This is a genomic window from uncultured Methanobrevibacter sp. (assembly GCF_902764455.1).
Classification (GTDB): Archaea; Methanobacteriota; Methanobacteria; order Methanobacteriales; family Methanobacteriaceae; genus Methanocatella.
On sequence record NZ_CACWVY010000036.1, the window covers coordinates 38,630 to 62,904 of the forward strand.

The following is a 24,275-nucleotide window of genomic DNA, read 5'->3' on the forward strand; positions in this document are numbered from 1 at the left end:
TTTTAATTATAATTGCTATTACGGTGATTTTAATGCCAAGTGATAAACCAATGAATGCCATGTATGGCCAAAAAGTTAAATTAGATTTAGACAAAATTAAAAATAGAAAATCAGAAGCTGAAGAAGCTCCTAAAGAAGTTTCCGAAGAACCTGTTGTTGAAAAAGTAACTAGCGAACCTGTAGTTGAAGAAGCTAGTGAAGAAATTGTCGAAGAGCCTGTTGAAGAGGCTGCTGATGATGAACCGGAAGAGGTTTTCGAAGAGCCTGTTGAAGAGGATGACGAGACTGAAGAGGTTATTAATGAACCTGTCGTTGAGGAAGTTATTGATGATCCGGTAATCAATGGAGTCATTGATGATGAGGAACCTGTTGGTGAAAATAAATCAGCCGATAAAAATGATTCCAAATTTGATGATTTGAAAAAGAAACTCAAAGAAAAAGATGAAAAATTATCAAATCAGTCAAGTGAACTAAATTATTTAACTAATAAAATTATACCAAAACTCAAAAAAGAAAATGCCGAGTTGAACAAACTTAAAAAAGAATTGACTGATGCATTGGAAAAAACCACAAGGAAATATTTCGATCAATTGGATATTAATGCAGATTTAAGTAATAAAATTGGAAAACTCGGTGCTGAAAGTGCTGTTAGTAAAGTAAGAGCAGACAAACTGGAATCTGAAGTTGATTCTGTTCGTGAAAAACTTGAAGCTAAAATACAAGAGTATAAAGATAAATTAGCTGCTATCGATGTTCATGATATCAAAGAAGAAAACGCCAGATTATCCAATGAAGTCGATGAATTAAGTGAAAAACTGGCAGCTTCCAGAAAAGAAAATGTAGAGCTTTCTGAAGAAGTTGACAAGTTAAGAGCTGAACTTATTGAACTTGGAAACTATAAAGAGGAAGTTGACAACAATAACAAAAAAGAGATTGAAGGATATAAGGAAGAAATCTCCTCTCTTAAAACTCAACTTAAACTTAAGGAAAGCAGCTATGACAAATTGTCCAATGATTCAAACAAGACCATTTCTGAATTAAGAAAACAAATTGCTAAACTTGAAGAAGATTTGGAAAAACAATCCAATAAAGGATTATTCAACAGATTTAAATAGATGATTAATTTCATCTATAACTTATTTTTTTTTAAAATGACTCAAGATGACTATTTTATGGGTGAAGCAATTAAGGAAGCTCAAATATCTTTAGAGGAAGGCGGAATTCCAATAGGAGCAGTCCTCGTTAAAGATAATGAAATCATATCCAGAGGACATAATAGACTAATTCAGAATGATTCTGTTGTTTTGCATGCGGAAATGGATGCAATCGAAAATGCAGGGCGTCTCAATTATGAAGATTATATTAAATGCACTCTCTATACTACATTATCTCCCTGTCCGATGTGTTCGGGAGCTGTAATACTGTATAATATACCAAAAGTTGTCATAGGTGAGAATACCACACTTATGGGCGCTGAAAATTTTCTTAAATGCAACGGCGTTGAAGTTGTTGTTCTAAATGATTTAAGATGCAGGGACTTGTTTTTGAAATTCACCTGCAATAACTGTGAAATCTGGGATGAAGAGCTTGCAAAAGTAGGAAATACTACGGAGGCTAAAGATGGAAATAATAGTGACTGATGAAAGGGATGAAAGATTTATAGAATTCTGTGCATCTTTCGGGTGTAAGATAGATGACCCTCAGGTAGTATTGCTTTTAGATAATTTCGGAAAAATTGTTGGTTGCAGCAGTTTTAAAGTATATGATGCCGATTCTGCAGAGATTATTACTTTATTTTTAAATTCATATGATAACCGTGAAAAAATAGCTTATAAACTAATCAGGCAACTCGAAAAAATTGCAATGGACTATGAATTTAGTAGTGTGGTTGTCAAATTTGATAGCAGGGAAGATATTTTAGTTGAAATTTTTGAAAAATTGGATTATCGTTTTGTAGATGAATTTTTAATGAAAAAAGAGTTCAAAAGTTTAATTTAAAAAAAGAAAAAATTTAAAAGATTAAGCTTCCTGTCTTAATCTTTTTACTACAAAGTCTTTGTCAAGGCTTAACAGGAATGATGCTGCTCTTGGACCTTGTTTTTGACCTAAAATCATTTTATATATTGCCTGGAAACCTTTTTGAGGTTTTAAGCCTTGCGCTTCCAGGATTTCATACATTGCATCGTGCAATTCAGTTGCATCTTTAAACTCATTATTTTCAATCAAATCAGCTAAATCGCCTAAGAATGCGGTTTGTTCGTCGGTTAATGGTAATTTAGGTACTTTTTTGGTTTGCACTTGGAATTTTACAAATTTAGGTGCATAAGTATCCAACCAATATTTTACATTATCGACTCTTTCACGGTATTGAGCTAATTCCAATTCGGTTAAATCACCAAATTCTTTATTTTCAAAGCTTTTGGTTAGTTGTGAGTTTCTTTTTAATATTTCAAAGATTTTTTCTAAATCATCACCTGCAATCTGGTAAGCATTGACCAAAAATCTGAATGGAGGTCTGAAAGGCAGAGGTGCATCCGGATTCATCTGCACTATTTCATAGATTTCCTTGAATTTCCTTTCTTCTTTTTCAGATGGTGCTTCCACTTCATCGTAGAATACTTTTTCAACAGTATCGAACTGATCAATAAAGTCCAGGAAAGGCATTTTTGGTGAGAAATCTTTTGCTTTCATAGGTTTTGATCTGAACAGGTAATAATGGAGACTTTCAGCAGGTCCGATTTTTAACCATTCATCAGGAGCGAAAAATACTCCGTGGGATTTACTCATAGCTTCTCCGTCGAGTGTAATCCATTCGTATGGCACTGGATATGGTGCAGGATGGTTAAAGATTTCTTCTGAAATCACACTACTTACATCGTAGGATCCGCCGCTTGCAGCATGGTCTTTTCCGAACGGTTCGCAGGTGGTTCCGAATATTTTCCATCTGGCTGCCCATTCAACTCTCCAGGTGAGTTTACCGTTTCCTGATTTGATGTCCATTTCACCGTCATGGCCACATTCACATCTGTATTTGATGATGTCGCCGTCATAATCATAAGCATAGGTGGTGTTTACTCTACCACATTCATCACAAATCGGGTTGTAAGGAAGCCAGTCATCAGCCAACGGTTCTCTTCTGTATTCGTTGAAGATTTCCTTGATTCTTTCAACATTTTCAAGTGCGGTTCTTATGTAGTCGTTATATACACCTGACTTGTACATTTCAAAACCGGATTTGGCTTCTATTTCTATTCCATAATCGTCCATTACTGAAAACAATGGTTTTTCAAAGTGTTCTACAAAGTTTGCACAGCATCCGTCAGGACATGGAATCATTGAGTATGGCATTCCAAGGTATTTGCCATAAGATTCAGGTAATGGATATGGAACTTTTCTTAAAGGGTCGTGGTCATCTGCAATCCATATTGTTTTAGCTTTCTTTCCTTTTTCTCTTAATTTTTTTCCAATTCCGTTAGCTATAAATATGTCGCAAGAGTTTCCAATATGTATTGAACCTGAAATTGAGGTTCCGCTTGCAATGATATGTTCTTCTACATCCATTTTACTTAATTCATCAGCTATGTTTTCAATCCAGTGTGTCATCTATATTCACCATTATTAATAAAAAAATTATCATAAAATAAGTTATATTATAATAATATATCTATCTATTAATATAAAAAGATTAACTTATTTGATATTTTCCATAATTTTATCGATTGCATCCAGGAAATCTTTTGAGATGACTTTTTTTCTTTCGGCTCTGATTGCAAACATTCCGGCTTCTGTGCATACTGCCTTCAGGTCAGCTCCGGATAATCCATCTGTAAGTTCGCTGATGCTGTCGAAATCAATGTCCTCATCTATCTTCATTTTGGCAGTATGGATTTCAAGGATTTTTTGTCTGCTTTGTTTTACTGGATTCGGCACTTCAATTGTCCTGTCAAATCTTCCAGGTCTTAAAAGAGCTTCATCAAGAATGTCCGGTCTGTTTGTAGCGCCGATGATTCCTACATCTCCTCTTGATTCAAATCCATCAAGTTCTGCTAAAAGCTGCATTAATGTCCTTTGGACTTCTCTGTCTGCTCCTTCGCTGCTGCTTACACGTTTTGTTCCTATTGCATCAATTTCATCAATGAATATTATTGCAGGACTTTTTTCTTTTGCAAGCTCAAAGACATCACGCACAATCCTTGAACCCTCTCCCAGGTATTTGTTTACAAATTCAGATGCCACGATTTTTATAAATGTTGCATTGGTTTCGTTGGCAACTGCCTTTGCAAGAAGTGTTTTACCGGTTCCTGGAGGTCCGTAAAGAAGTATTCCTTTTGGGGGATCGATTCCGATTTCCTTAAATATTTCAGTATTTTTAATTGGAAGTTCCACTGTTTCTTTAATTTCTGTAATTTGCAAATCCAGTCCGCCAATGTCTTCATAGGTGGTTTCTGGTTTCTCGTCAATTTCCATTGCTGCTACATTCTTGTCTTTTTTAGCTGGAAATACACTGACAACACCTAAGTTCTTCTGATTCAGTGCAACTCTGGCGCCGGGCTGAAGTAATTCTTTTTTTATTGAACCGGGATATGTAACTAAAAATTCATGGCCTACAGCTCCCTGAATTCCAACCTGCTTGTCGTCAAAGACTTCTGTTACTGTTGCAAGAATCAGTGGGGTCTTTTTGAATGAGTTGATTTCACCTTTCAGTTCTCTAATCTTTCCTTCCATTTGGCGATTGGTGATGTTGGTTTTGAGCTGTTCACCTTCAATACTTCTTAGCTTTTCCATTAGTTCATCAACGGTCTTTTCATTTTCCTGCTTTAAAAATTCAATTGTTTCAATTAATTCCTCTCTAGAAGCATCACTGTTAGTTTCCATTCAATCATCTCCCATTGAATTAACATTTGGTGAATGTTAACATTAACATTAACGGTTGATGTTCGCTATTTTGAAGTTAATTTGACAATTGGATATATCACTATTTTAAAATTTGCTGTAGAATTTGAAATGTCAATGTTAATGTAAAAGAGATACAATTAAATTAAAGATAGGCGGGTATCTATCTAATTGCATGACCGGAATTCAGTAATGCTTAAAAAGTTTGTATTATGGTTTAAGATTTTTTCTATCATTTTTTTATCAGCTGAAATGAATATCAAATCGTCATGGTTTTTTCCGCAGTCGTGAGCATCGATGACTATTTTGCAGTCAGGCTTGTGAACACCCCATTTGTATAATTTTTTTGCATAATCTAAATATTTTAAATAGTTGTTTAAACCGCAATCATGCAAAATTAAAATGTTTTCCAGTCGTGATTCTCGTGTATAATATATTAGTTCAAAATAATTTATAAAAACTGAAAATTTTGATGAAATGATTCCAGAAATACCTTCTGAAAAGCCATATTTCTCCCAAAAATGTTCAAGAATTTTTTGTTTTTTAGTTCTATCTAAGTTACATTCTCCTGTTCTTTTAAGAAGATATTTTTCAAAATCGTAATAGTTTATAAAATCTTTATTATTAATGTTTAGCAAATCTTCTGATGTTTCCAAGAAATTTGTCACTTCATCAATAATGTCTCCTAATTTTTCATCATACTCTTTTTTAACTAAGTTGGACCAAAAAATATTGTCTTTTTCATGTTTTTTAAAAAATTTAATTGCATTTTCATGCCATTTGTCATGAATAACGGTGTAGGCTATAGGTATGTTAGTATCAGTGAAAAATTGCATTCATCTCATTCCATTAATGTTTTATGAATATTATAAATCTCTTTTTCATTATATTCTCCGTCAGGATGGTAAATATTGAGATAAAACTCACGTCGATACTTGTGGCATCTTCTTTTAAATGAAATTTGTCGTGTTTCATATAATTCTAATTCTTTTTGAGAAAATTCTTTATTTAATTTAATTCTTGCATCCCATATTTCCATAAAAAAGTCAAATAACTCTAATGCGAAGTCATAATGGCCATAATTTTTGTCTTCACAATTTTGGTAAATGATGTGTAATATTTTCCTTTTTATGAAACGGAAATAAGCAAATTCATTGCTGAAAGATTTAATGTTGCGTAATTTATCGGCAATTTCGTTAAATTTTTCTTTTAATTCAAAGTATACTTTAAATTTTGAAGATTTTACACTAAAAAATGAGTTTAGTTTGTCAAATCCTTCTTTTATCATTATTTTTATGGTATTTAGTGTTTCTGTGTCATAAACAATGGAAATGTTTTTGTTGATGTTCATATTGTTCACCTTTAAAATTGGTTTGGTTGTATTTATATTCTGATTATATTTAAATATTTTCATTTATAACTATTTTAAAGGTAATATTTTAGGTAACTGGATAATTTAAATACTTATTTCTTAAATTGCAGTCATTTGGTAAAATTGTTGTGACTTTGTAAAATTGTTGTCAAATATCCATTGACATTAACGTCAGCAATTTGCATTTTTCAATGAGTTTTACCTGCAGGATATATACCCCAGTTCAAAAATCAGATGTGAATTTCAAAAGCTTAGTGTTAATGAAAAATAAGGTCTTTTAACTTAAAATTAAAAATGAAAATTTTTTCTTGTTTTTGAGGTTTTTGAATTTTTTGAGGCAATGATTTATACAACATTAAAAATAAAAAAAGAAGTTAAATAGATAAGAATATCTATTTGATTAAGTCGGAATCGGATTGATCCAACCATTCGTTTACGATTTTTACTGCACAGAAGTTACCGCACATGGTACAGGTGTCTTCTTCTTCAGGAGGTCTTTGATCCCTTTTTGCACGTGCAGCTTCCGGAAACATTGCACAGGCATATTGTGCTTCCCAATCGAGATTTTTACGAGCTTCAGCCATTGCTAAGTCTTGTGAACCGTCGATTTGGCCACTTGCCAGGTCTCCAGCGTAAGCTCCGATTTTGGTTGCAATTACTCCTTCTCTTACGTCATCAGGGTTAGGTAAAGCCAAATGTTCTGCAGGAGTTACGTAACAGATGAAGTCTGCTCCGGCTTTTGCAGAGGATGCTGCACCGATTGCGGATACGATGTGGTCGTAACCTGGTGCTACGTCACATACAATAGGTCCTAACATGTAGAAAGGAGCGTTGGAACACATTTTCTTTTGAATCATTACATTTGTTGGAATTTCATTGATTGGAATGTGTCCTGGTCCTTCAATCATACATTGGTTGAATCGGCAATGGACCCTGCTCTCATACCGTTTGCAAGTGAAAGAACTACGTCATGTTCTTTTGCAATTTCTAAAACATAATCGAAGTTAGCGTATAATGGGTTTTCCTGTTCATTTTCAACAATCCATCCGGACATGAATGAACCTCCTCTTGAGACGAGTCCGGTTACACGGCCTTGCCTTTTGAGTCTGGTTAAAGTTTCAATGTTAATACTACTGTGGACTGCCATAAAGTCAATACCATCTTTTGCCTGTTTTTCGATGGTGTTGAATAAATCATCTTCAGTCATGTAAACTACAGAGCCGTCTCTTCTGATACTTTCAATAGCTGCCTGATAAACAGGTACTGAACCTACTGGTAATGGAGACATGTCTAAAACTCTGTTTCTTATTACGTCTAAGTCTCCTCCGATACTTAATTCCATTAAACAGTCTGCACCGTTGTCTATTGCGATTTGTGCTTTTAATACTTCTTCATCAAAGTTAACGATATCGGTTGAAGTACCTACAGTTGCATTTACTTTGGTTCTTAATCCTGCACCAATACCTGATGCTTCAATATCTCTATTAACGTTACTTGGTATTACAATGGTACCTTCAGCTACTGATTTTAAGATGAAATCTTCTGAAACACCTTCAATTTCTGCAACATGTTTCATTTCATCTGTTAAAATGCCTTTTTTTGCATCACTAATTTGTGTCATTATTCTCCTCCTTAATTAATAGATTAAACAGTCAAATTTATATTACTATTTTCTCATTATAGATTGATATTGTGTTATTTTTATTTAATAGTATTTAAATTAATTGGATTATTGTTAATTCAAACTTTATTGATATATATAAATTTTTTTTTAAAAAATAGTAATTCTTCATTTAGTATTTCAAAATTAAAGCCTTATTGATAATAATAAAGTATACTTTAAAAAAAGTTAAGGAAATGGATTTAGTAAAATCCATTCATTCTCTCAAATGCATCATCGAAACTAGGCATGTTGGTTTGACAGCCTTGTTGTTCTATAATAAAAGAAGATACTGCAGATGCAAATTTAGCGGATTCTTCTAATGATGCGCCATTTAAGAATCTTGACAGGAATCCTGCTCTGTAGGAATCTCCTGCACCTGTCGGATCGACTGCTTCTGTTTTTATAGCGTCGATTTTAATTTTTTCTTCATTTGAGTAAATTTCACTGCCTTGTGCTCCACAGGTTTTAACAATGATTTTAGGTCCTAATTCCCTAAGTCCATTTAAATCAAGCTCCAGTGCATCAAGGATTCTTTCAATTTCATGATGATTGCAGAAAAGGATTGTAGTGTTTTCCAAAACATCAATCAATTTTTTAGTATCATACATTCCAAGGTCCTGGCCCGGATCAAATGAAACAAGCAAATCTTCATTTTTAGCTTCTTCGGAACATTTCCAGTTGAAATCAGGATCGCCTGTTGCCAAGTGTATTGCTTGAGCATTTTTAATTGCAGATGAAGGAACTTTGCTTTCTGCAAATTCACGGGCAGCTCCCCAGTAGAAATAACTGATCTGGTCATCATTGTCATCGGTGAGGACGAATGCGGTTGGTGTTGCTTCACCTGGAACAATGATTAATGAATCGGTATCAATACCTAAATTTTGCATATGTTCAAAGTATTCGCTTTTCTTAAAGTCACCGCCAACAGCTGAAACCAATGATGTTTTCAATCCGAGGTTTGCACCAACACACGCAACATTGGCTGCTGCACCACCATTAAAGGTTTTCATATTGGTAATTGGAGCTGAAAAGTTTGCTTTTGGAAATTCAGGCACTCTAATAATGTAATCATGAGCAGAGTGGCCAATTGCTAATAAATCTCTGTTTTTTGCCATAATATCGCCTTTTTATATTTCAATATAATATTGTGCTTTCTCATTATTTAATCTTTTGAAAGTAATAAAAAACACATCTGTGAAATTTCACATTGTCACTGAAACTACTATATATAATATATTATATAATCTATTTTTGCAAGAGCATTTGAGAAGTAATTTTTCAGATAGGTATGAAGCCCTGATTTTTAATTGATTCCTGACCCTCATTTAATATAAAGTCAATAAACTCATCAACTTCGCTTTTATCTTCGTTAACTTTAATTAAACTGATTACATGGCGTGTATCGAATTTTAATATTTCATTTCCTTTAAAATAACTTGCATTTAAAAAACAATGCAGGTTTTCTGAGTTTCTAACCAATTTAAAAGCATCAAACTGGGATGTGAGTTTATATTTGATATTGTATTCTATATCATAATGCTTCAGTGTGTTCCATGCAAGCCTTTGGGCCGAGCCTGTAACATTTACAAAATCCAGATTTCTCAAATCGCTGATATTTTTTATCTCCTCACAGTTCGGGCTTGAAATCAGAACAAGATAGTCATAGGCTATCGGTGTAAAATCGATATCTCTTTCATATGCTATAAGGGGATCGTCCAATGTTAAAATATCTACTGCACCTCTTCTTGCAAGCTCGAATGCATCCTTGTCTGAACTGCTGTAGATGTTCGTATTGAATGGATGCTTAATGCTTTCCAGAAGTCCGGAGCTTATATGTCCTCCGGCAATGTTCAGGTTGTTTGTAGTTTCAATTTTTATTATGTATTTTTGAAATTCTTCAAGTAAATCAAGGCCGTCTCTTGTAAGTATTGTGCCGTTTCCCACTTTTTCAGTAATTTTAAAACCTAATTTTTCTTCAGCTTTAAGCAATCTTCTGTTAAAGACTGTATGGGATATGTTTAATTCTTTTGCAGATTGTCTTTGTGATTTTGTTTTGGATAGTGATTCTAGGCTTTGGTACAATTTATAGCTATAAATTTCACCATTTATATCTAGGCTTATCAGTCCTTTGCTATGAAATTTCATTAATTATATATAAAGCAGAATCATAATATAAAATATATTGTTTTAACTTTTTGGGTAGATATAATGGAAATAATGAAAGATTCAATTCAGGCGATATTGAATAATATTGAAAATGCTGTAGAATATCTTGATGAAGAAACTATAGAAGAATTTGAAAATGTGATTATCAGTGCCAAAAATGTTTTTGTAACTGGTGCGGGAAGGTCTGGTCTTGCAGCTAAGGCATTTGCCATGAGATTAATGCATTTGGGAATAAGTGCATATGTTGTTGGTGAAACTATTTCTCCTGCTATTTATGAAAAAGACTGCATTATAGCTATTTCAGGTTCCGGTGAAACTAACACTATCGTTTCTGCAGCGAATATTGCTAAAAGTAGGGGTGCCAAAGTATTGGCTGTCACTTCCTATCCTGATTCAACTCTTGGTCAATTGGCTGACGGTTATCTTTTTGTTAAAGGAAGAACCAAACAGGAAGTGGATGATGAAAACTATATGAAACGTCAGATTCATGGTAACTATACTTCACTTACTCCTTTGGGAACAGCGTTTGAACTGACTACTTTAGTGTTTTTAGATGCAGTAGTTTCTGAATTGATGGATAAGATGCATCAGACTGAATCTGATTTGAAAAACAGACATGCAGTGATGGAGTAATTTTAGTCAAAAATTACTCTGTTCTGATTATTATATATATTACAGCGTTGGCCTCTTAAAAATCCGACCAGTGTAATATTTCCTTTTTTTGCAATATTGTATCCTGAATTTGCAGGGGCGGCATTAGACGCCAGAATAGGCACACCTGCTCTTGTCATTTTTATAACCATGTCCGCAGGCATTCTTCCGCTATATATTACATAGGAATGTGTTAAATCAAAATCATTCAATAGCCCATAACCAATAACCTTGTCCACAGCAACATGTCTACTTACGTCTTCTTTTACAATAAACTGATCTTTATAGACAATTCCGGCAACGTGTGTTCCTCCGGTGGCCTGCCAGATTTCAGCATTGTTTTTTAACTCTTCGATTCTGTCAATCAGTTCACTGACACTGACTTGAAAATCGGATTCAACGGGATTGACATGTTTGATTTTACTTCTCCATCCTCCTGCAGAGTCAGAACATAAAACGGTTTCATTTGTTTTCAAAAGGGTATCGTCAATTTCCACATTAATCTGAGATCCGTCAACTTCTATCTTTTTTATGTCATCAAGTGTTTTTACCATGTTCTCATTGAGAAGATATCCTACTGCAAATTCTTCAAGAGAATCTTCAATGGCAGATAAGCTGCGGCTAATGTCATTGTTAATTGTCAGTGTAATGGTTTCATCAAGTACGACTTTTTCTTCAACTTCTTTTGCTTTTCCATTTTTATAGTTGATTGCTTCAATTGTTTCGACTTTCATAATAATCCTCAAAACAATATATAATAATTATTTTTATTAATTTTTCGATATTTTTGAGGATTTATGCTATATTTCATTGATGTGAATGGTATGAGTAAACGAGTTTTAATTTTTTAAGTAAAATTTAAGTTATATTGATTTGAGTTAAATTTTCTTTCGAAAAAGTATTTTATTCGATTTAATCAAAGTTTGTTTGATATTATACGAATATTTATTATAATTTTAGGTCAATAAAAAAATATTTTCATTGTTTATTTTTTGTAAATTTTTTACCAACGATTAGGCCTTTTTTAGCTAAAAGTGATATGAAATTATATTATAATCGATATTTTAGAAACACTCTATACTGCATTTATTTTTAGATTACAAGTTAAAAAATACTTTTTTTTAGAATTACTTGATAAAATTTTATTATAAACCAGTAATATGGATAATCAAAAGGTAATTAATAAAAAAATAGATATGTATCGTTATGAAAAAAAATTTATAATGATTAATTATTACAATTATATATAATTCAATTCTCCTATTTAAATATTTCTTTTAGCTTCATATAACAAAGCCTTTTTATATATTAAAGCTAAACATATTATCATAATACTTTGAATTAATCTTATTTATGGGATTCCATAGTATTATTTTAAAAATTAAAAAAAGGGAATAAGAGGTTGATAAAATGAGTTCATCTTTTAAAAGTCCAGTAGATACTGCGAAAGCAATTTCCGGAACTGCTGGCGCAAAAAACTCTGCAAATATTGTTAATGTAATATTACTCTCCTTTTTAGCAGGAGCTTATATTGCATTCGGTGGTTTATTAGCTATCGTAGCTAGTGCAGGAATGTTAAAAGCAGGCGCACCTATGGGTTTAGAAAAATTCGTATTCGGTGCAGTGTTCCCTGTAGGTTTAATCATTGTTGTAATTGCAGGATCTGAGTTATTTACAGGAAATGTAATGTTTATGACTTTAGGTCTTTTAGATGGTAATGCTTCCGCTGGAGGTCTCGCTAAAAACTGGGTTATCAGTTGGATCTTCAACTTCGTTGGTGCATTATTCGTAGCATACGTTCTCGCTTTCATGGGCGGAATTGTCCCTGCTGATCCTTCTAACGCTATTGCCGCTAAAGCAATTGCAGTATCTGAGGCCAAAGTTAAACTGAGCTTTACTGCAGCCTTAATTAGAGGTATAGGTTGTAACTGGCTTGTATGTTTAGCTGTTTGGTTAGCTAATGCATCTGATGATGTAATTGGTAAAATCGTCGGTATTTGGTTCCCAATCATGGCGTTTGTATGTATCGGATTTGAGCACAGTGTTGCAAACATGTTCTTCATTCCGTTAGGTATGTTCTTAGGCGCTGAAGGAGTAAACTGGAGCAGTATTATTATTGGTAACTTAGTACCAGTTACTCTTGGTAACATTATCGGTGGAGCTATCTTTGTAGCATGTATCTATTGGTACACCTACTTAAAAGGATAAGCTTGTAAATTAAAATTTAAAGAAGCTTTTTAAAGCTTCTTTTTTTAAATTATTTAAAAAATAATATATTTTGGAGATTATAAAATGGTTGAAATAAAATATGTACCAACAATCTGTCCGTACTGTGGTACTGGTTGTGGACTCAACTTCGTTGTAAAAGACGGTAAAATTGTTGGTGTAGAACCTTTAAAAAGACACCCTGTAAACGAGGGTAAAGTATGTCCAAAAGGTAACTTTGGATATCAGTTTATTAATAGGGAAGACAGATTAACTACTCCTTTAATAAAAGAAAATGGTGAATTTAGAGAAGCTTCTTGGGATGAAGCATTAGACCTTGTTGCTAACAAACTCAAAGAAGTATCTGACGAAGATCCTAACAAAGTTGGATTTTACGCATGTGCTCGTTCACCTAACGAAAACATTTACATTACTCAGAAATTAGCAAGAGTAGCTTGTGGTACTCAAAACGTAGACCACTGTGCACGTATTTGTCACGGTCCTACTGTAGCAGGTTTAGCTACTACTTTCGGTTCCGGTGCTATGACCAACGGATTCGACAGTATTAAAGAAGCTGACTACATTTTCTGTATTGGATCAAACAACATGGAAGCACACCCATTATTTGGACGTAAATTAATCCAAGCTAAACAAAATGGTGCTAAATTAGTTGTATTAGACCCAAGATTCACTCCTACTGCTAAAATTGCAGATGAATATGTTCAATTTGAAACTGGTACTGACGTAGCTTTAATGAACGCTATGATTAAAGTCATCATTGACAAAGACTTACAAGATGATGAATTTATCGCAAACAGAACCAAAGGTTTCGAAGAAATGAAAGAAACCGTACAAAAATACACTTTAGACATGGCTTCCGAAATTACCGGAATCAAACCTGAAGTTATTGAACACTTAGCTGTAGAATACGCATCTGCTGACAAAGCAGCTATCGTATACTCCTTAGGTATTACCGAACACTCTCACGGTGCTGATAACGTAATGTCCACTGCAAACCTCGCAATGTTAACTGGTAACATTGGTAGACAAGGTACTGGTGTAAACCCATTAAGAGGACAAAACAACGTACAAGGTGCTTGTAAGTTAAAGACCCAGAAACCACCGCATGGTTCAACGACTACTACAGTGGAGAAGGTTACGAAGTAAACTTACCAACCACTCCTGGTTTAACTTTAGTAGAAATGATGAACGCTGCTCACGCTGGTGACTTAAAAGTATTATACATCCACGGGGAAGACCCAGTTCTCTCTGATGCAGATGTACAACACACCAAAGAAGCACTCGCTAACTTAGAAATGTTAGTTGTTCAAGAATGTTTCTTAACCGATACCGCACAATGTGCTGATGTTGTATTACCTGCAGCAGGTTGGGGTGAACAAGAAGGTACCTTCACCAGTGGTGAAAGAAGAGTACAATGCTTACACAAAGCTCAAGAACCTCCTGAAGGCGCATGGGGCAGGTATGGACCGTAAAAGATTAGACACTCCAGAAGCACTCCACTGGCCTTGTCCTTCTGAAGACGACCCATGTCAACCATTAATGCACAAAGAAAAATTCGCACACCCTGATGGTTTAGGTGTATTCCAAGCATTAGAACACAAAGGTCCTGTTGAAACTGTAGATGATGAATACCCATTATTATTAACTACTACAAGGATTTTATTCCACTACCACGCAGCAATGACCAGAAGATGTGAAACCTTAAACAATGAGGTAAAAACTGGATTCATCGAAATCAACACTAAAGATGCTGAAGCAAGAGGAATTATTAACGGTGAAGTAGTAAGAGCATTCTCTAGAAGAGGAGAAATCGCAATTCCTGCTCGTGTAACTGATGACATCAGAGAAGGTATTGTAAACATTCCAATGCACTTTGTAGAATGTGCTGCAAATGTATTAACTAACTCCGATTCTTTCGACCCTAAATCCAAAATGGTTGAATTAAAAGCTTGTGCTATTAATGTAGAAAAACTCCCTGAAAAAGTAGAAATGAAAGGAGAAGTCTACAAAGATGGTACCGACACTGAAATTAAAGCTGAAAACATGGCTACTACTACCGTAAAAGTAGGTAAATAAATTGGGAGTAGATTTAAATGAGCGCAAAAATTAACGATATGTACTACGCATACTCTGCTATAGACGATATCAAAGAAAAAGGAGAGTACGGTGGAGTAGTAACCACTATCATGAAATACTTATTAGAAGAAGGTATCGTTGACGGTGTTGTAGGTGTAACCCAAGGTCACGATATTTATGATGGTGTACCAACTCTCGTAACTGACCCTGCTGATGTTATTAAAACTGCAGGTTCCATTCACTGTGGTACTTTAAACATTGCTAAATTTGTATCCAAATACTTAGATGGTGCAAGAGACATGAAACTCGCTGTTGCATGTAAACCTTGTGATGCAATGACCATCCGTGAATTAATGAAAAAAGGCAAAATCATCGAAGATAACGTGATTATGATTGGTGTAAACTGTGGTGGAACTATGTCACCTGTTCCAACCATGAACATGATTAGAGATGTATACGAACTCGATCCTAAAGATGTTATCAAAGAAGAAATTGCTAAAGGAAAACTCATCATGGAAACCGCTGACGGGGAAAAAGGTTTCAAAATTGATGAATTAGAAGAACAAGGTATGGGTAGAAGAGAAAACTGTCAAAGATGTAATCTCAAAATACCTTCCAACGCTGACTTAGCTTTAGGTAACTGGGGAGTTATCGGCGAATTAGCTGGAAAAGCTACTTTCGTAGAAGTATTCTCCGATGCTGGTGCTGAAGTATTAGACAAAGTAATTGAAGCTGGTTTAATTGAAACCGCTGAACCAATCGAAAAAGGTGTCAAAATCAGAGAAAACATTAACAACTTCATGTTAAAAGAATCTCAAGCTAAAAAAGATGTTGACTATGCAGGTACTACCGGAGACATTATCGACGTATTCTACCAATACGAAGATGAATTCTCCAAATGTATGAAATGTTACGGCTGTCGTGAAGCATGTCCATTATGTTTCTGTGAAGACTGCTGTCTTGAAGCTGAAGGTCCTGAATGGGTACCTGGTGGATACAAAGTATGGAGTACTGTAAACAACAAAGTAAGAGAAATCTACGGATACATCCCTGGTATGGGCAGTGACGACCCACTTCCATTCACAGACCACGTATCCAAAGCTAAATGGTTATAATTGGGATTTTCCTTTTTATACCAATTTTTTCTTTTTTTTATTTAATCACTGTTATTGAGCTTTATTTTTTAAAATTCCTAGTTTTCAGTTACTTTTTAGCTCTATTTTTCATACAAACTTTTAAATAAAAATAATATTATAGTAATAGTATATTACAAAAGAATAAGTGAAAAAATGTTATCTTATATTTTAAAAGAAAAAGGAAATCTTAAAAAAGCATATAAAATGTATAAAGCTTCAAAAAAAATTAACCAGTTAGATTTATTTGATCCTAATTTTTATTTAAAAAACAATCCTGATGTTAAGGATGCTAATGAAAATCCTCTTCATCACTATCTCTATCACGGATATAAGGAAGGCAGACAGCCTGGAAAACTTTTCGATAATAATTTTTATTTAAAACACAATGCTGATGTTAAGAAATCAGGTGAAAATCCATTGGTACATTATGTGCTGCACGGAAGAAGGGAAGGAAGGCAGCCAAACAATGACAAATTTAAATTGAATGCTGAGATTAGACGTCTAAAAAAGCAAAATCAAAATCAGTATAAAATTTTGGATTCCTATAACCAATTATTCAATGATTTGTATATTTTCCATGAAACCACACCAAAAAGTGCTCTGAAGGATATGCAGGATTTATGCATGGAACTGATGATATTTCTAGACAAAATATGTCAGAAATATGACATTGAATATTGGCTGGATTATGGCAGTTTGCTTGGACCTGTCCGTCACGGAGGTTTCCTGCCTTGGGATGATGATTTTGATTTGGGTATGCTTAAACATAACTTCGATAAATTGCTTAAGTATACAAGAAAAGAGATTAAGGAGAATAATCTTGAAGATTATCTCATAATAAAGGATATGAAAAAATATGATAATACAGTAACAGGTTTTATCCAGCTCATATCTCAAAGTCCTAAGTTGCCTAACATGCTTGCATGCGTTGACATTCTTCCATATGAATATTTAAAAAATGATGATAACCTGGAAAAAGAGGAATTGAAAAATAGAATTTCTGACCAAGTCGAAAAAACTCAAAAAGAATTTTTAGAAAAGGAATATTTCAAAATCAACCCTGTTGAGGCCAATGAAAAACTTAATGAAATTGTAGGCATTGTTGACCATGAAGATGAATATATTATTCCGTCAGCTATAAACTTAAGGCCAGGCAGAATCAGAATCTATAAAAAAGAAGAAATTTTTCCTCTGCAAAAGGTTAAATTTGATGACCAGTATTTCCTGGGTGCAAGGGATCCAAAATCTTATCTTGCAATGTCTTATGGTGAAGATTTCATGAAAATGCCTAAAAACATTAAAATACACACCAGAATACACACATTAATGAAAAAAGATGTGGACTTGCATGCCCTTTTTGTTGAAGAAATAGAAAGAATAAGAGAAGTTAATGAAAAACTCAATTAGTCTTTGTTGAACGGTTCACGTTTGTAGATTCCACTCAAAAAGATTTCTTCCAATTTTTCTTCACTTTCATTATTTCTGATGTGTGATATCAGTTCGACAAGATTGTCGTTTCTAAGCAGGCAAGGTTTTATTTTTCCGTCAGGGGTTATCCTTAATCTGGAGCAATTTGCGCAAAAGGTAGCGTTATCAACTGGCTTGACTACCTCGATTTCTCCACCGTTAATGTAATATTTTTTACGGCCCTGCATAAACTTACGTTCTCGCACTTCATCAGCTATATCAGCTAACTCTTTTTCAACATCATCTAACTTATAGTGATAGTCTTCGCTGAATTTATCATCATCACAATTTTCACTTTCAATCAGTTCAATAATCTGAAGTACAATATCATTGTCCCTGCAGAATTTAAACATGTCCTTAATTTCATTCTGGTTAATGTCCTTCATTATTACCATGTTGATTTTAACGGGATACAGACCCGCTTCAACAGCTTTCAGAATTCCTTTTTTCGCAGATTCCAGATAATCCTTTTTTGTGATGAATTCATAAGTTTCACGATTCAGGGTATCAAGACTTACATTGACCCTGTCAAGACCTGCCTTTTTCAGGTCTTCTGCATATTCCTCTAGAAATGTTCCGTTAGTTGTAAGGGATATGTCCTTGAAATCGAGACTTGCTATCTTTTCAACAATCTCAACAATGTCTTTTCTAATTAAAGGTTCTCCTCCTGAAAGCCTTATTTTTTTAACTCCAATTTTTTTAGCTATTTTACATATTGTATATAGCTCATCGGCAGTCATTTCATCTTTGGAGCGAACCATTCCATCGTGATGACAGTATAAACAGTTTACATTACATCTGTTTGTTATTGTAATTCTTAGTGAAAGAATTGGTCTTTCATATTTGTCTTTTACTACATCTTCTAACATATTACCATTCTTCCACTCTGATTGTTATCTGTTTAATTTCACCGTCTGTTTTCAATGAATTTATTGTAGCATAAATGGTTTCCTTTAAAATTCCCTGTGTGAACTTGTTTATTTCAACGTCATTGCCGTTTGTCTTCAGGCTGATGTCGGCATTTTTCAAGTTTCCGTTTGCAATATTGGAAATGTCAATGTCAATCACTTTAACATCACTTTCTGTTTTGATTGAACTTACCATGCCTTTAATTGAATTTGAGACAATTCTGTTTGTAAATTCATTTATTTCAAGATCTTTATTGTTGATTAAAATTCTGCACCTTGCATCATTCGGACTTTTTTCCGTTTTTTCTTCATCAGGGATTACAAGTTCAATTTTACCTATATTTTCAACACCGTATTCATCAAGGTTTAATGTGTTGATAATTCCGATAATGCTTTGTTTAAAATAATCGCTTACGAATCTGTTCAGCCCAACTACTTTGCCGTCAATTGACAGATAGCTTTCAACATCATCCAAATCATCAGGGGTCATGTTGCCGTTTCGGATTTCACCTGCAATTGCTTCGCCGTTATTGAACCCGCAGTTATGGGCAAATAAAGTGTCTACAATATCATGACCTCTCTGTTCAATAAGGTCTGCAAGTTCGCTGATGCCTTTTTCATCTATTGTAAATGAATCTACTTCTTTAATTGTATATTCGTCTCTTACGTTAGGGGATGTTATAATTTTTGGGTAATTGTAGCTTTTGTAGCCTTCAATTATTACAAAATCAAAATCATCGAAGTGTTTTAACATGTATAGTATTCTATTTAAGTCATGTTCTTTTCTCACATTGAAAAATGTTGTTGAACCGACACCAACAACCAGATTTGCACCGGCCTGTTTGTGTTTCCAGGTGTCTGTATTTTCCTTATCCATTTCAATGGAGTGATGCGAATGCTTTATAGAGGCAACATTGTATCCTCTATTGGTCAGTTCTTCAATAACTTTTACGGTTAGTGAAGTCTTACCTGTATTTTTTTTACCGACAATAGATACTATTTTCATTTTATAATCCCCATGATATATTTGTGTTTTTTATTAATTAATTATTTCTAAATTATTGTGGAGAGGTTCAGGTTCTTTGTGAAAAGCAGGTATTTTTTAAATTATGTGTAGTTACTACACATATAAATTACATTTTATTTTTCATTAAATATCTTTATTTTTACAAATAACTGTATTTTATATGATATTTAATTTGTAAACGGTTGAATTATACGGATTTAATTTAATTTCACTATGTAGTTTTTTTTATTATTTTTATTTAATGGATTATTATTTTTTATTTATTTAAAGTATTTATTGTATTTAATTTTAATTATATTAATTTTAATAATGGAATTAGTTAAACCTAAATCTATAAAATTACTTATTTTAAAAAATTTAGAAAAAATAATCGATATGTTTATATGCTCATATCGTAAAAAATATTATTGTAACATTGATGATATTTTATTTTCATTGTTATTTGGAGGTAGTTATATGGCAGTAAAAATAGACGGTAATTTATGTGGACATATAGACAATTGTCCTGTTCAGGGGTTATGTATAAAACTATGTGAACAGGGTGCAATTATTGAGGAAAATGGGGATGTGAAAATTGTCCCTGAAAATTGTGACGATTGTGATCTTTGTATACAAAATTGTCCTAATCAAGCAATATCAAAAGCATAAGGAGAGATTTAAATGTTTGATATTGAAAGAAATGGAGCAGAATATCGTAAATTGTCTTACAAAGATGTCAATTGTGTAGGCTGTGGAATTTGTAGTGATGTTTGTCCGACATCTTCCTTAAGATTAGGACCACTGGTACCAATTGCACGTGGCCTTATTGAAATGGATCTGATTTCTGTTAATGCAGATACTTGTGTATTTTGCGGATTATGTTCTGCAGCATGTCCGTTCAATGCTTTGTCCCTTACAATTGATGGTGAGGATATTAAAGAACTTGATGCATATCCTGTCTGGCAAACCGAATCAAGCGTTGATGATGAAGAATGCATTTATTGTGGCAGATGTTACTCAGTATGTCCTCAGGATTCAATTATTTTTGAAAGAAATCTTCCTGATCCTGTGTCTTTGATTAGAGGAGAAATTGAAATAGATGATGAAAAATGTATTTATTGCGGATTCTGTGCAGATTTATGTCCTGCTGAAGCAATTATCCTTAAAAATAATCCTACATCAAGTGTAGATTTAGTGAACAATTCTATTGAAGTTGATCTTTCCAGATGTGTACAATGTGGTGTATGTAAAAGAATTTGTCCTGAAACTGCAATCAGACAAATCTGTTCTACCTGTATGTTAAGGGAGGAAATTCCAGCACCTGAAATCACTGGTGATACTTTTATTGTAAATGAAACTTGCGTAAGCTGTTCATGGTGCAGTGAAATATGTCCTGCTGATGCAATTACAATCACTAAACCGTTTGAAGGTACTTTAGAAGTGGTTGAAAATGAAGAAGAGGAAAAAATATGTAAGGGCGAATCCTGTCATGCATGTCAGGATGTATGTCCATGTAATGCAATAACAATTGTGGATAATAAGGCAGTAACTAATTTGGACTTCTGTAACTTATGTGGAGCTTGTGTAACTGCATGTCCACAGGATCTTAGAGTCGTATCTAGAACTTCCGTGAAACTGAATAATATTAAATCAGAATCATGGAAAGAAATTTTGGATACAGCTTTAATTGGAAAATAGAAGACTGATTCTCTATTTTCACCTTTTTTTATTTTTTTTGAATTTTAATTTTAGTAGTTTCGAACAAAATGTGTAGTTACTACACATTCTTGAAAAATTCTATTTTCATAACCTTTTTTTCATTTGATTTAGCTAAGCTTTTTTGATGATTTATTTTACATGGGGTAATTTTTTCAGGCATGAATTTAATTTATCTAAATTCTTTTTGTTTTCTATTAAATTAATTTATATTAATTAAAAATTATAAATTAATGTAAATATTTTTTCTTTTTTCTTTTTTGTGTTTTATAATACTTATTTTTAAATTTCTCTTTTTTTAAATAAGTTTCAGATTTCAGTTTTGATAAATATGTGTAGTAACTACACATTACTTTTGGCTATCCTAAAAATTTGACATTTTTTCAAATTTTTTATTATTTTTATAATAATAAGTATTACTAATTTTTTAAATTTTTTCAAAAATTTATTGTTAAAAAGAACGAAATAACTTTTAATTTTATTATATATTTTTATAACTATTCAGTTTAATAAAATATTAAATTTAATCTCTTAATATTCTTTAATTCCTATTCCTGTTCTTTATTTAAATACTCATTTGTGTAGTATTACCACAGTAATATATAAAGATTTCTAATTAATTCTAGTAGGCAACTATATTTATATAAGTTAATCTAATATAATATCATTACACATGGTGGTTCAAATGCCGAAACATATTGCATCTGGTCTAAAATATTTGGCTGCGGTCAAGTTGAAAGATGCTGGCAAAAGTCACCAAGCAATTGCTGATGAGTTAGGCGTTGACAGGTCTACCATATCTCATTATCTGAATGGTAGAAATCTCTCTTGGAACTCTATTGATGTTGCAAGAACAATCATCGACCTATGTCCCAGAGATTTCTTGAAAATGACCGAGGCGGTATTTGATGAACCAGAACAGAGTCATAAAATTGTGAATATTTGCAGAGAAAGAGATTTCGAAGTAATTATAGAAGATTCTTGTATTGGTTGCGGCTTATGTGTAAATGCATGTACAATGAGAGCTATTAATTTAGAATCATTGAAAGCCCATGCGAACTCCATACAATGTTGTGGTTGTCAGCTATGTAGCGATGAGTGCCCAACTAATTCTATAAAAATTTTGGAGATTGAATATGATTAGAAATTTAAAAGAGGTTAAAGACAATAACTTTGACATCACAAGATCAGCTGATGAAGTAAGAAACTTGTCTTTCAATGACCACGTTTGTTTAGGATGTGGAATTTGTGAATCTACCTGTCCTGTAGAAGCAATTACATTAAACGCAATTGCTGTAGATGCACGTCACAGAATTTCAAACGACGTTTACTTCAGTGGTCATGATAAGATTGCTCAAAACTTCAAAGATGACTTTGATGTTCAAAGAATAAGCATTGACGAAAGTAAATGTGTTTTATGTGGTATGTGCAGTGGATTATGTCCTGTTGATGCATTAGTATTAACTATTGATGATGTACCTATCAAAGAAATCGAAGCATATCCTCACTATAACGCTTTCTCAGAAATTGACGACGATGAATGTATTTACTGTAAAAGATGTGAAATTGCATGTCCTCGTGATGCAATCGTCATTGACAGAATTTTACCAGACCGTGCTGACTTAGTAACTGGTGAAATCGAAGTTGATGAAGAAGAATGTATCTACTGTGGTGTATGTGAAGAATTATGTCCTGCAGAAGCTATTGTTGTTGACCAAGCAACTGGAGCAGAATCTATTGTTATTGATAAAGATCAATGTGTTTACTGTTTAGTATGTAAAAAATCCTGTCCTGCAAATGCTATTAAAGCAATTTGTAGAGCATGTAACTACGGTGAATACGAATTAGACCCTGCAAAAGCTGTTGTTAAAGGTAATTCTGTCATCGACTCAGAACTTTGTGTATACTGTGGATGGTGTGAAGGCGTCTGTCCTACTGATGCAGCAAAAGTTAAAAAACCATTTGAAGGTTCTATTGAAATTGATGATGATAAATGTCAAGCTTGTGGAGCATGTGTAGATATTTGTGGTTGTAATGCTTTAGCATTCCCTGTATCTTCAGGTCCTGGTTCCAGAATGGAACATGTCACTGCTTACAATGATTACTGTGTAAAATGTAAAGCTTGTGAAAAAGCATGTCCTAACGGAGCAATTACTGTAAAAAGAACTGAAGTTGACCACACACCTATTAACTCAACAACTTGGAAAGAAGCTTTAGATGCAATTAAAGATTAGGTGATTCGATGGAACTTAAAGTTAATCAAGATAATTGTTTAGGATGCGGAATTTGTGTAATCGCATGTCCTGTTAATGCTGCTATCAGTCCAGAAAACGCTGGTGGTAATGGTGCAAAGACTGAAGAAGTTATTATGATGGTTGAAAACGGATTCATCAAACTTTTCAGTCCTGAAAAATGTGAAGAATGTGGAACATGTCAAATGTTTTGCCCAGTAAATGCTATATGGTTAGAATAGGGGGATTATTATATGCATTATGCTAATACTTATTTAGAAAAACCTGTAGTACCTGATGTAAAAATTACTGGTGAAGGAACTACCGATGTTTTAAAATGTATGTTAAACACCGGTTCAGATATCTACCAAGGTGCTTGTAAAAAAAGAGGATCCACCTTAAAACAAGAATATAAAAACGCTTCTGGTACTTGTTACATGGATCCAAGAGATATGGCAAAATTAGGTGTAAACAACTGGGATACTGTACTTGTAAAAACTGATTTTGGTGAAGTAGTAGTAAACTGCGCAGTATCAAGAGATGCACCTCACGAAGGAACTGTATTCATTTGTAAAGGACCATGGGCTAACACCATTGTAAGTCACGATACTTACTGTTGTTCTGACCCTACCTACAAAGGAATTAGATGTACTGTTGAAAAAACAGACAGAAAAGTATTACTCATGGCTGACTTAATGAGATGGGTATACAAAAAATACGTTGATGAAGAAGATGACGATGTTGTTGAAAACATGGAATCTTTA

Annotated in this window: 22 protein-coding genes and 2 pseudogenes; 14 read left to right on the forward strand and 10 right to left on the reverse strand. The window is 33.5% G+C overall.

The features are described from left to right. Positions 1-32: 32 nt before the first annotated feature. From QZU75_RS10335 to QZU75_RS10345, 3 genes are read left to right on the forward strand one after another with little or no spacing between them, the layout of a single operon-like run. Positions 33-1,115 carry a hypothetical protein gene (locus QZU75_RS10335; protein WP_296883553.1) on the forward strand — a complete coding sequence of 361 codons (1,083 nt, stop codon included), beginning with the start codon at positions 33-35 and terminating at the stop codon, positions 1,113-1,115. Between the two features lie 36 nt (positions 1,116-1,151). After that, complete coding sequence (locus tag QZU75_RS10340; RefSeq protein ID WP_296883555.1) at positions 1,152-1,640, forward strand: nucleoside deaminase; 489 nt, start codon at positions 1,152-1,154, stop codon at positions 1,638-1,640. Continuing rightward, positions 1,621-1,998 carry a GNAT family N-acetyltransferase gene (locus QZU75_RS10345; RefSeq protein ID WP_296883556.1) on the forward strand — a complete coding sequence of 126 codons (378 nt, stop codon included), beginning with the start codon at positions 1,621-1,623 and terminating at the stop codon, positions 1,996-1,998. Before QZU75_RS10340 ends, QZU75_RS10345 begins: the two co-directional genes overlap by 20 nt. A gap of 21 nt (positions 1,999-2,019) precedes the next feature. Here the strand turns inward: QZU75_RS10345 and lysS are convergent, their stop codons facing one another. The 7 genes and pseudogenes from lysS to QZU75_RS10380 all read right to left on the reverse strand — a co-directional run bounded on the left by lysS (position 2,020) and on the right by QZU75_RS10380 (position 10,073). Further along, positions 2,020-3,603 (reverse strand): lysine--tRNA ligase, encoded by a 1,584-nt coding sequence (gene lysS, locus QZU75_RS10350; protein ID WP_296883558.1) that lies wholly within the window; start codon positions 3,601-3,603, stop codon positions 2,020-2,022. Positions 3,604-3,690: 87 nt separating this feature from the next. Continuing rightward, the gene (locus QZU75_RS10355; RefSeq protein WP_296883560.1) at positions 3,691-4,875 is read right to left on the reverse strand and encodes a proteasome-activating nucleotidase; all 1,185 of its coding nucleotides are present in this window, start codon (positions 4,873-4,875) and stop codon (positions 3,691-3,693) included. Positions 4,876-5,060: 185 nt separating this feature from the next. Beyond that, the gene (locus QZU75_RS10360; protein ID WP_296883561.1) at positions 5,061-5,729 is read right to left on the reverse strand and encodes a hypothetical protein; all 669 of its coding nucleotides are present in this window, start codon (positions 5,727-5,729) and stop codon (positions 5,061-5,063) included. 5 nt (positions 5,730-5,734) lie between these two features. Further along, positions 5,735-6,244 carry a hypothetical protein gene (locus tag QZU75_RS10365; RefSeq protein WP_296883562.1) on the reverse strand — a complete coding sequence of 170 codons (510 nt, stop codon included), beginning with the start codon at positions 6,242-6,244 and terminating at the stop codon, positions 5,735-5,737. Between the two features lie 413 nt (positions 6,245-6,657). Then, positions 6,658-7,886 (reverse strand): annotated as a pseudogene (thiC, locus tag QZU75_RS10370) (phosphomethylpyrimidine synthase ThiC). 242 nt (positions 7,887-8,128) lie between these two features. After that, positions 8,129-9,043, reverse strand: a complete 915-nt coding sequence (locus tag QZU75_RS10375; protein WP_296883563.1) for a carbohydrate kinase family protein — start codon at positions 9,041-9,043, stop codon at positions 8,129-8,131. Positions 9,044-9,206: 163 nt separating this feature from the next. Continuing rightward, positions 9,207-10,073, reverse strand: coding sequence for a LysR family transcriptional regulator (locus QZU75_RS10380; protein WP_296883564.1), 867 nt, complete (start codon positions 10,071-10,073; stop codon positions 9,207-9,209). A 63-nt stretch (positions 10,074-10,136) separates the two neighbouring features. On the opposite strand from QZU75_RS10380, the gene hxlB reads away from it, so the two are divergent. After that, positions 10,137-10,727 (forward strand): 6-phospho-3-hexuloisomerase, encoded by a 591-nt coding sequence (gene hxlB / locus QZU75_RS10385; RefSeq protein ID WP_296883565.1) that lies wholly within the window; start codon positions 10,137-10,139, stop codon positions 10,725-10,727. Positions 10,728-10,729: 2 nt separating this feature from the next. On the opposite strand, the gene fdhD is transcribed toward hxlB, so the two are convergent. Further along, positions 10,730-11,479 (reverse strand): formate dehydrogenase accessory sulfurtransferase FdhD, encoded by a 750-nt coding sequence (gene fdhD, locus QZU75_RS10390; protein WP_296883567.1) that lies wholly within the window; start codon positions 11,477-11,479, stop codon positions 10,730-10,732. A 676-nt stretch (positions 11,480-12,155) separates the two neighbouring features. On the opposite strand from fdhD, the gene QZU75_RS10395 reads away from it, so the two are divergent. The 4 genes and pseudogenes from QZU75_RS10395 to QZU75_RS10420 all read left to right on the forward strand — a co-directional run bounded on the left by QZU75_RS10395 (position 12,156) and on the right by QZU75_RS10420 (position 17,590). After that, on the forward strand, positions 12,156-12,953 hold the full coding sequence (locus tag QZU75_RS10395) for a formate/nitrite transporter family protein (RefSeq protein ID WP_296883568.1): 798 nt from the start codon (positions 12,156-12,158) through the stop codon (positions 12,951-12,953). 84 nt (positions 12,954-13,037) lie between these two features. Next, positions 13,038-15,047: pseudogene (locus QZU75_RS12765) on the forward strand (molybdopterin oxidoreductase family protein). Between the two features lie 17 nt (positions 15,048-15,064). After that, positions 15,065-16,162, forward strand: coding sequence for a Coenzyme F420 hydrogenase/dehydrogenase, beta subunit C-terminal domain (locus tag QZU75_RS10415; protein WP_296883574.1), 1,098 nt, complete (start codon positions 15,065-15,067; stop codon positions 16,160-16,162). Between the two features lie 174 nt (positions 16,163-16,336). Next, entirely contained in the window at positions 16,337-17,590 is a 1,254-nt protein-coding gene (locus QZU75_RS10420) for a phosphorylcholine transferase LicD (protein ID WP_296883575.1), read from the forward strand. Here QZU75_RS10420 and moaA read toward each other — a convergent pair. Then, a complete protein-coding gene (gene moaA / locus QZU75_RS10425; RefSeq protein WP_296883577.1) occupies positions 17,587-18,519 on the reverse strand; it encodes a GTP 3',8-cyclase MoaA in 933 nt (310 codons plus the stop codon). The two genes, QZU75_RS10420 and moaA, sit on opposite strands and share 4 nt — an antisense overlap. A gap of 1 nt (position 18,520) precedes the next feature. After that, positions 18,521-19,564, reverse strand: a complete 1,044-nt coding sequence (mobB, locus tag QZU75_RS10430; RefSeq protein ID WP_296883578.1) for a molybdopterin-guanine dinucleotide biosynthesis protein B — start codon at positions 19,562-19,564, stop codon at positions 18,521-18,523. Positions 19,565-20,041: 477 nt separating this feature from the next. On the opposite strand from mobB, the gene QZU75_RS10435 reads away from it, so the two are divergent. The 6 genes from QZU75_RS10435 to QZU75_RS10460 all read left to right on the forward strand — a co-directional run. Further along, on the forward strand, positions 20,042-20,233 hold the full coding sequence (locus QZU75_RS10435; RefSeq protein ID WP_296883580.1) for a 4Fe-4S binding protein: 192 nt from the start codon (positions 20,042-20,044) through the stop codon (positions 20,231-20,233). A 12-nt stretch (positions 20,234-20,245) separates the two neighbouring features. After that, the gene (gene fwdF / locus QZU75_RS10440; protein WP_296883582.1) at positions 20,246-21,262 is read left to right on the forward strand and encodes a tungsten-dependent formylmethanofuran dehydrogenase subunit FwdF; all 1,017 of its coding nucleotides are present in this window, start codon (positions 20,246-20,248) and stop codon (positions 21,260-21,262) included. Positions 21,263-21,953: 691 nt separating this feature from the next. Further along, positions 21,954-22,424 (forward strand): 4Fe-4S binding protein, encoded by a 471-nt coding sequence (locus tag QZU75_RS10445; protein WP_296883583.1) that lies wholly within the window; start codon positions 21,954-21,956, stop codon positions 22,422-22,424. Then, a complete protein-coding gene (gene fwdF, locus QZU75_RS10450; RefSeq protein WP_296883584.1) occupies positions 22,417-23,514 on the forward strand; it encodes a tungsten-dependent formylmethanofuran dehydrogenase subunit FwdF in 1,098 nt (365 codons plus the stop codon). The genes QZU75_RS10445 and fwdF (QZU75_RS10450) overlap by 8 nt, the downstream gene beginning before the upstream one ends. Before the next feature lie 8 nt (positions 23,515-23,522). Beyond that, a complete protein-coding gene (locus QZU75_RS10455) occupies positions 23,523-23,753 on the forward strand; it encodes a ferredoxin family protein (RefSeq protein WP_292743149.1) in 231 nt (76 codons plus the stop codon). A 12-nt stretch (positions 23,754-23,765) separates the two neighbouring features. After that, positions 23,766-24,275 (forward strand): molybdopterin dinucleotide binding domain-containing protein (locus QZU75_RS10460; RefSeq protein WP_296883585.1); only part of this gene is annotated, 510 nt, incomplete at its 3' end.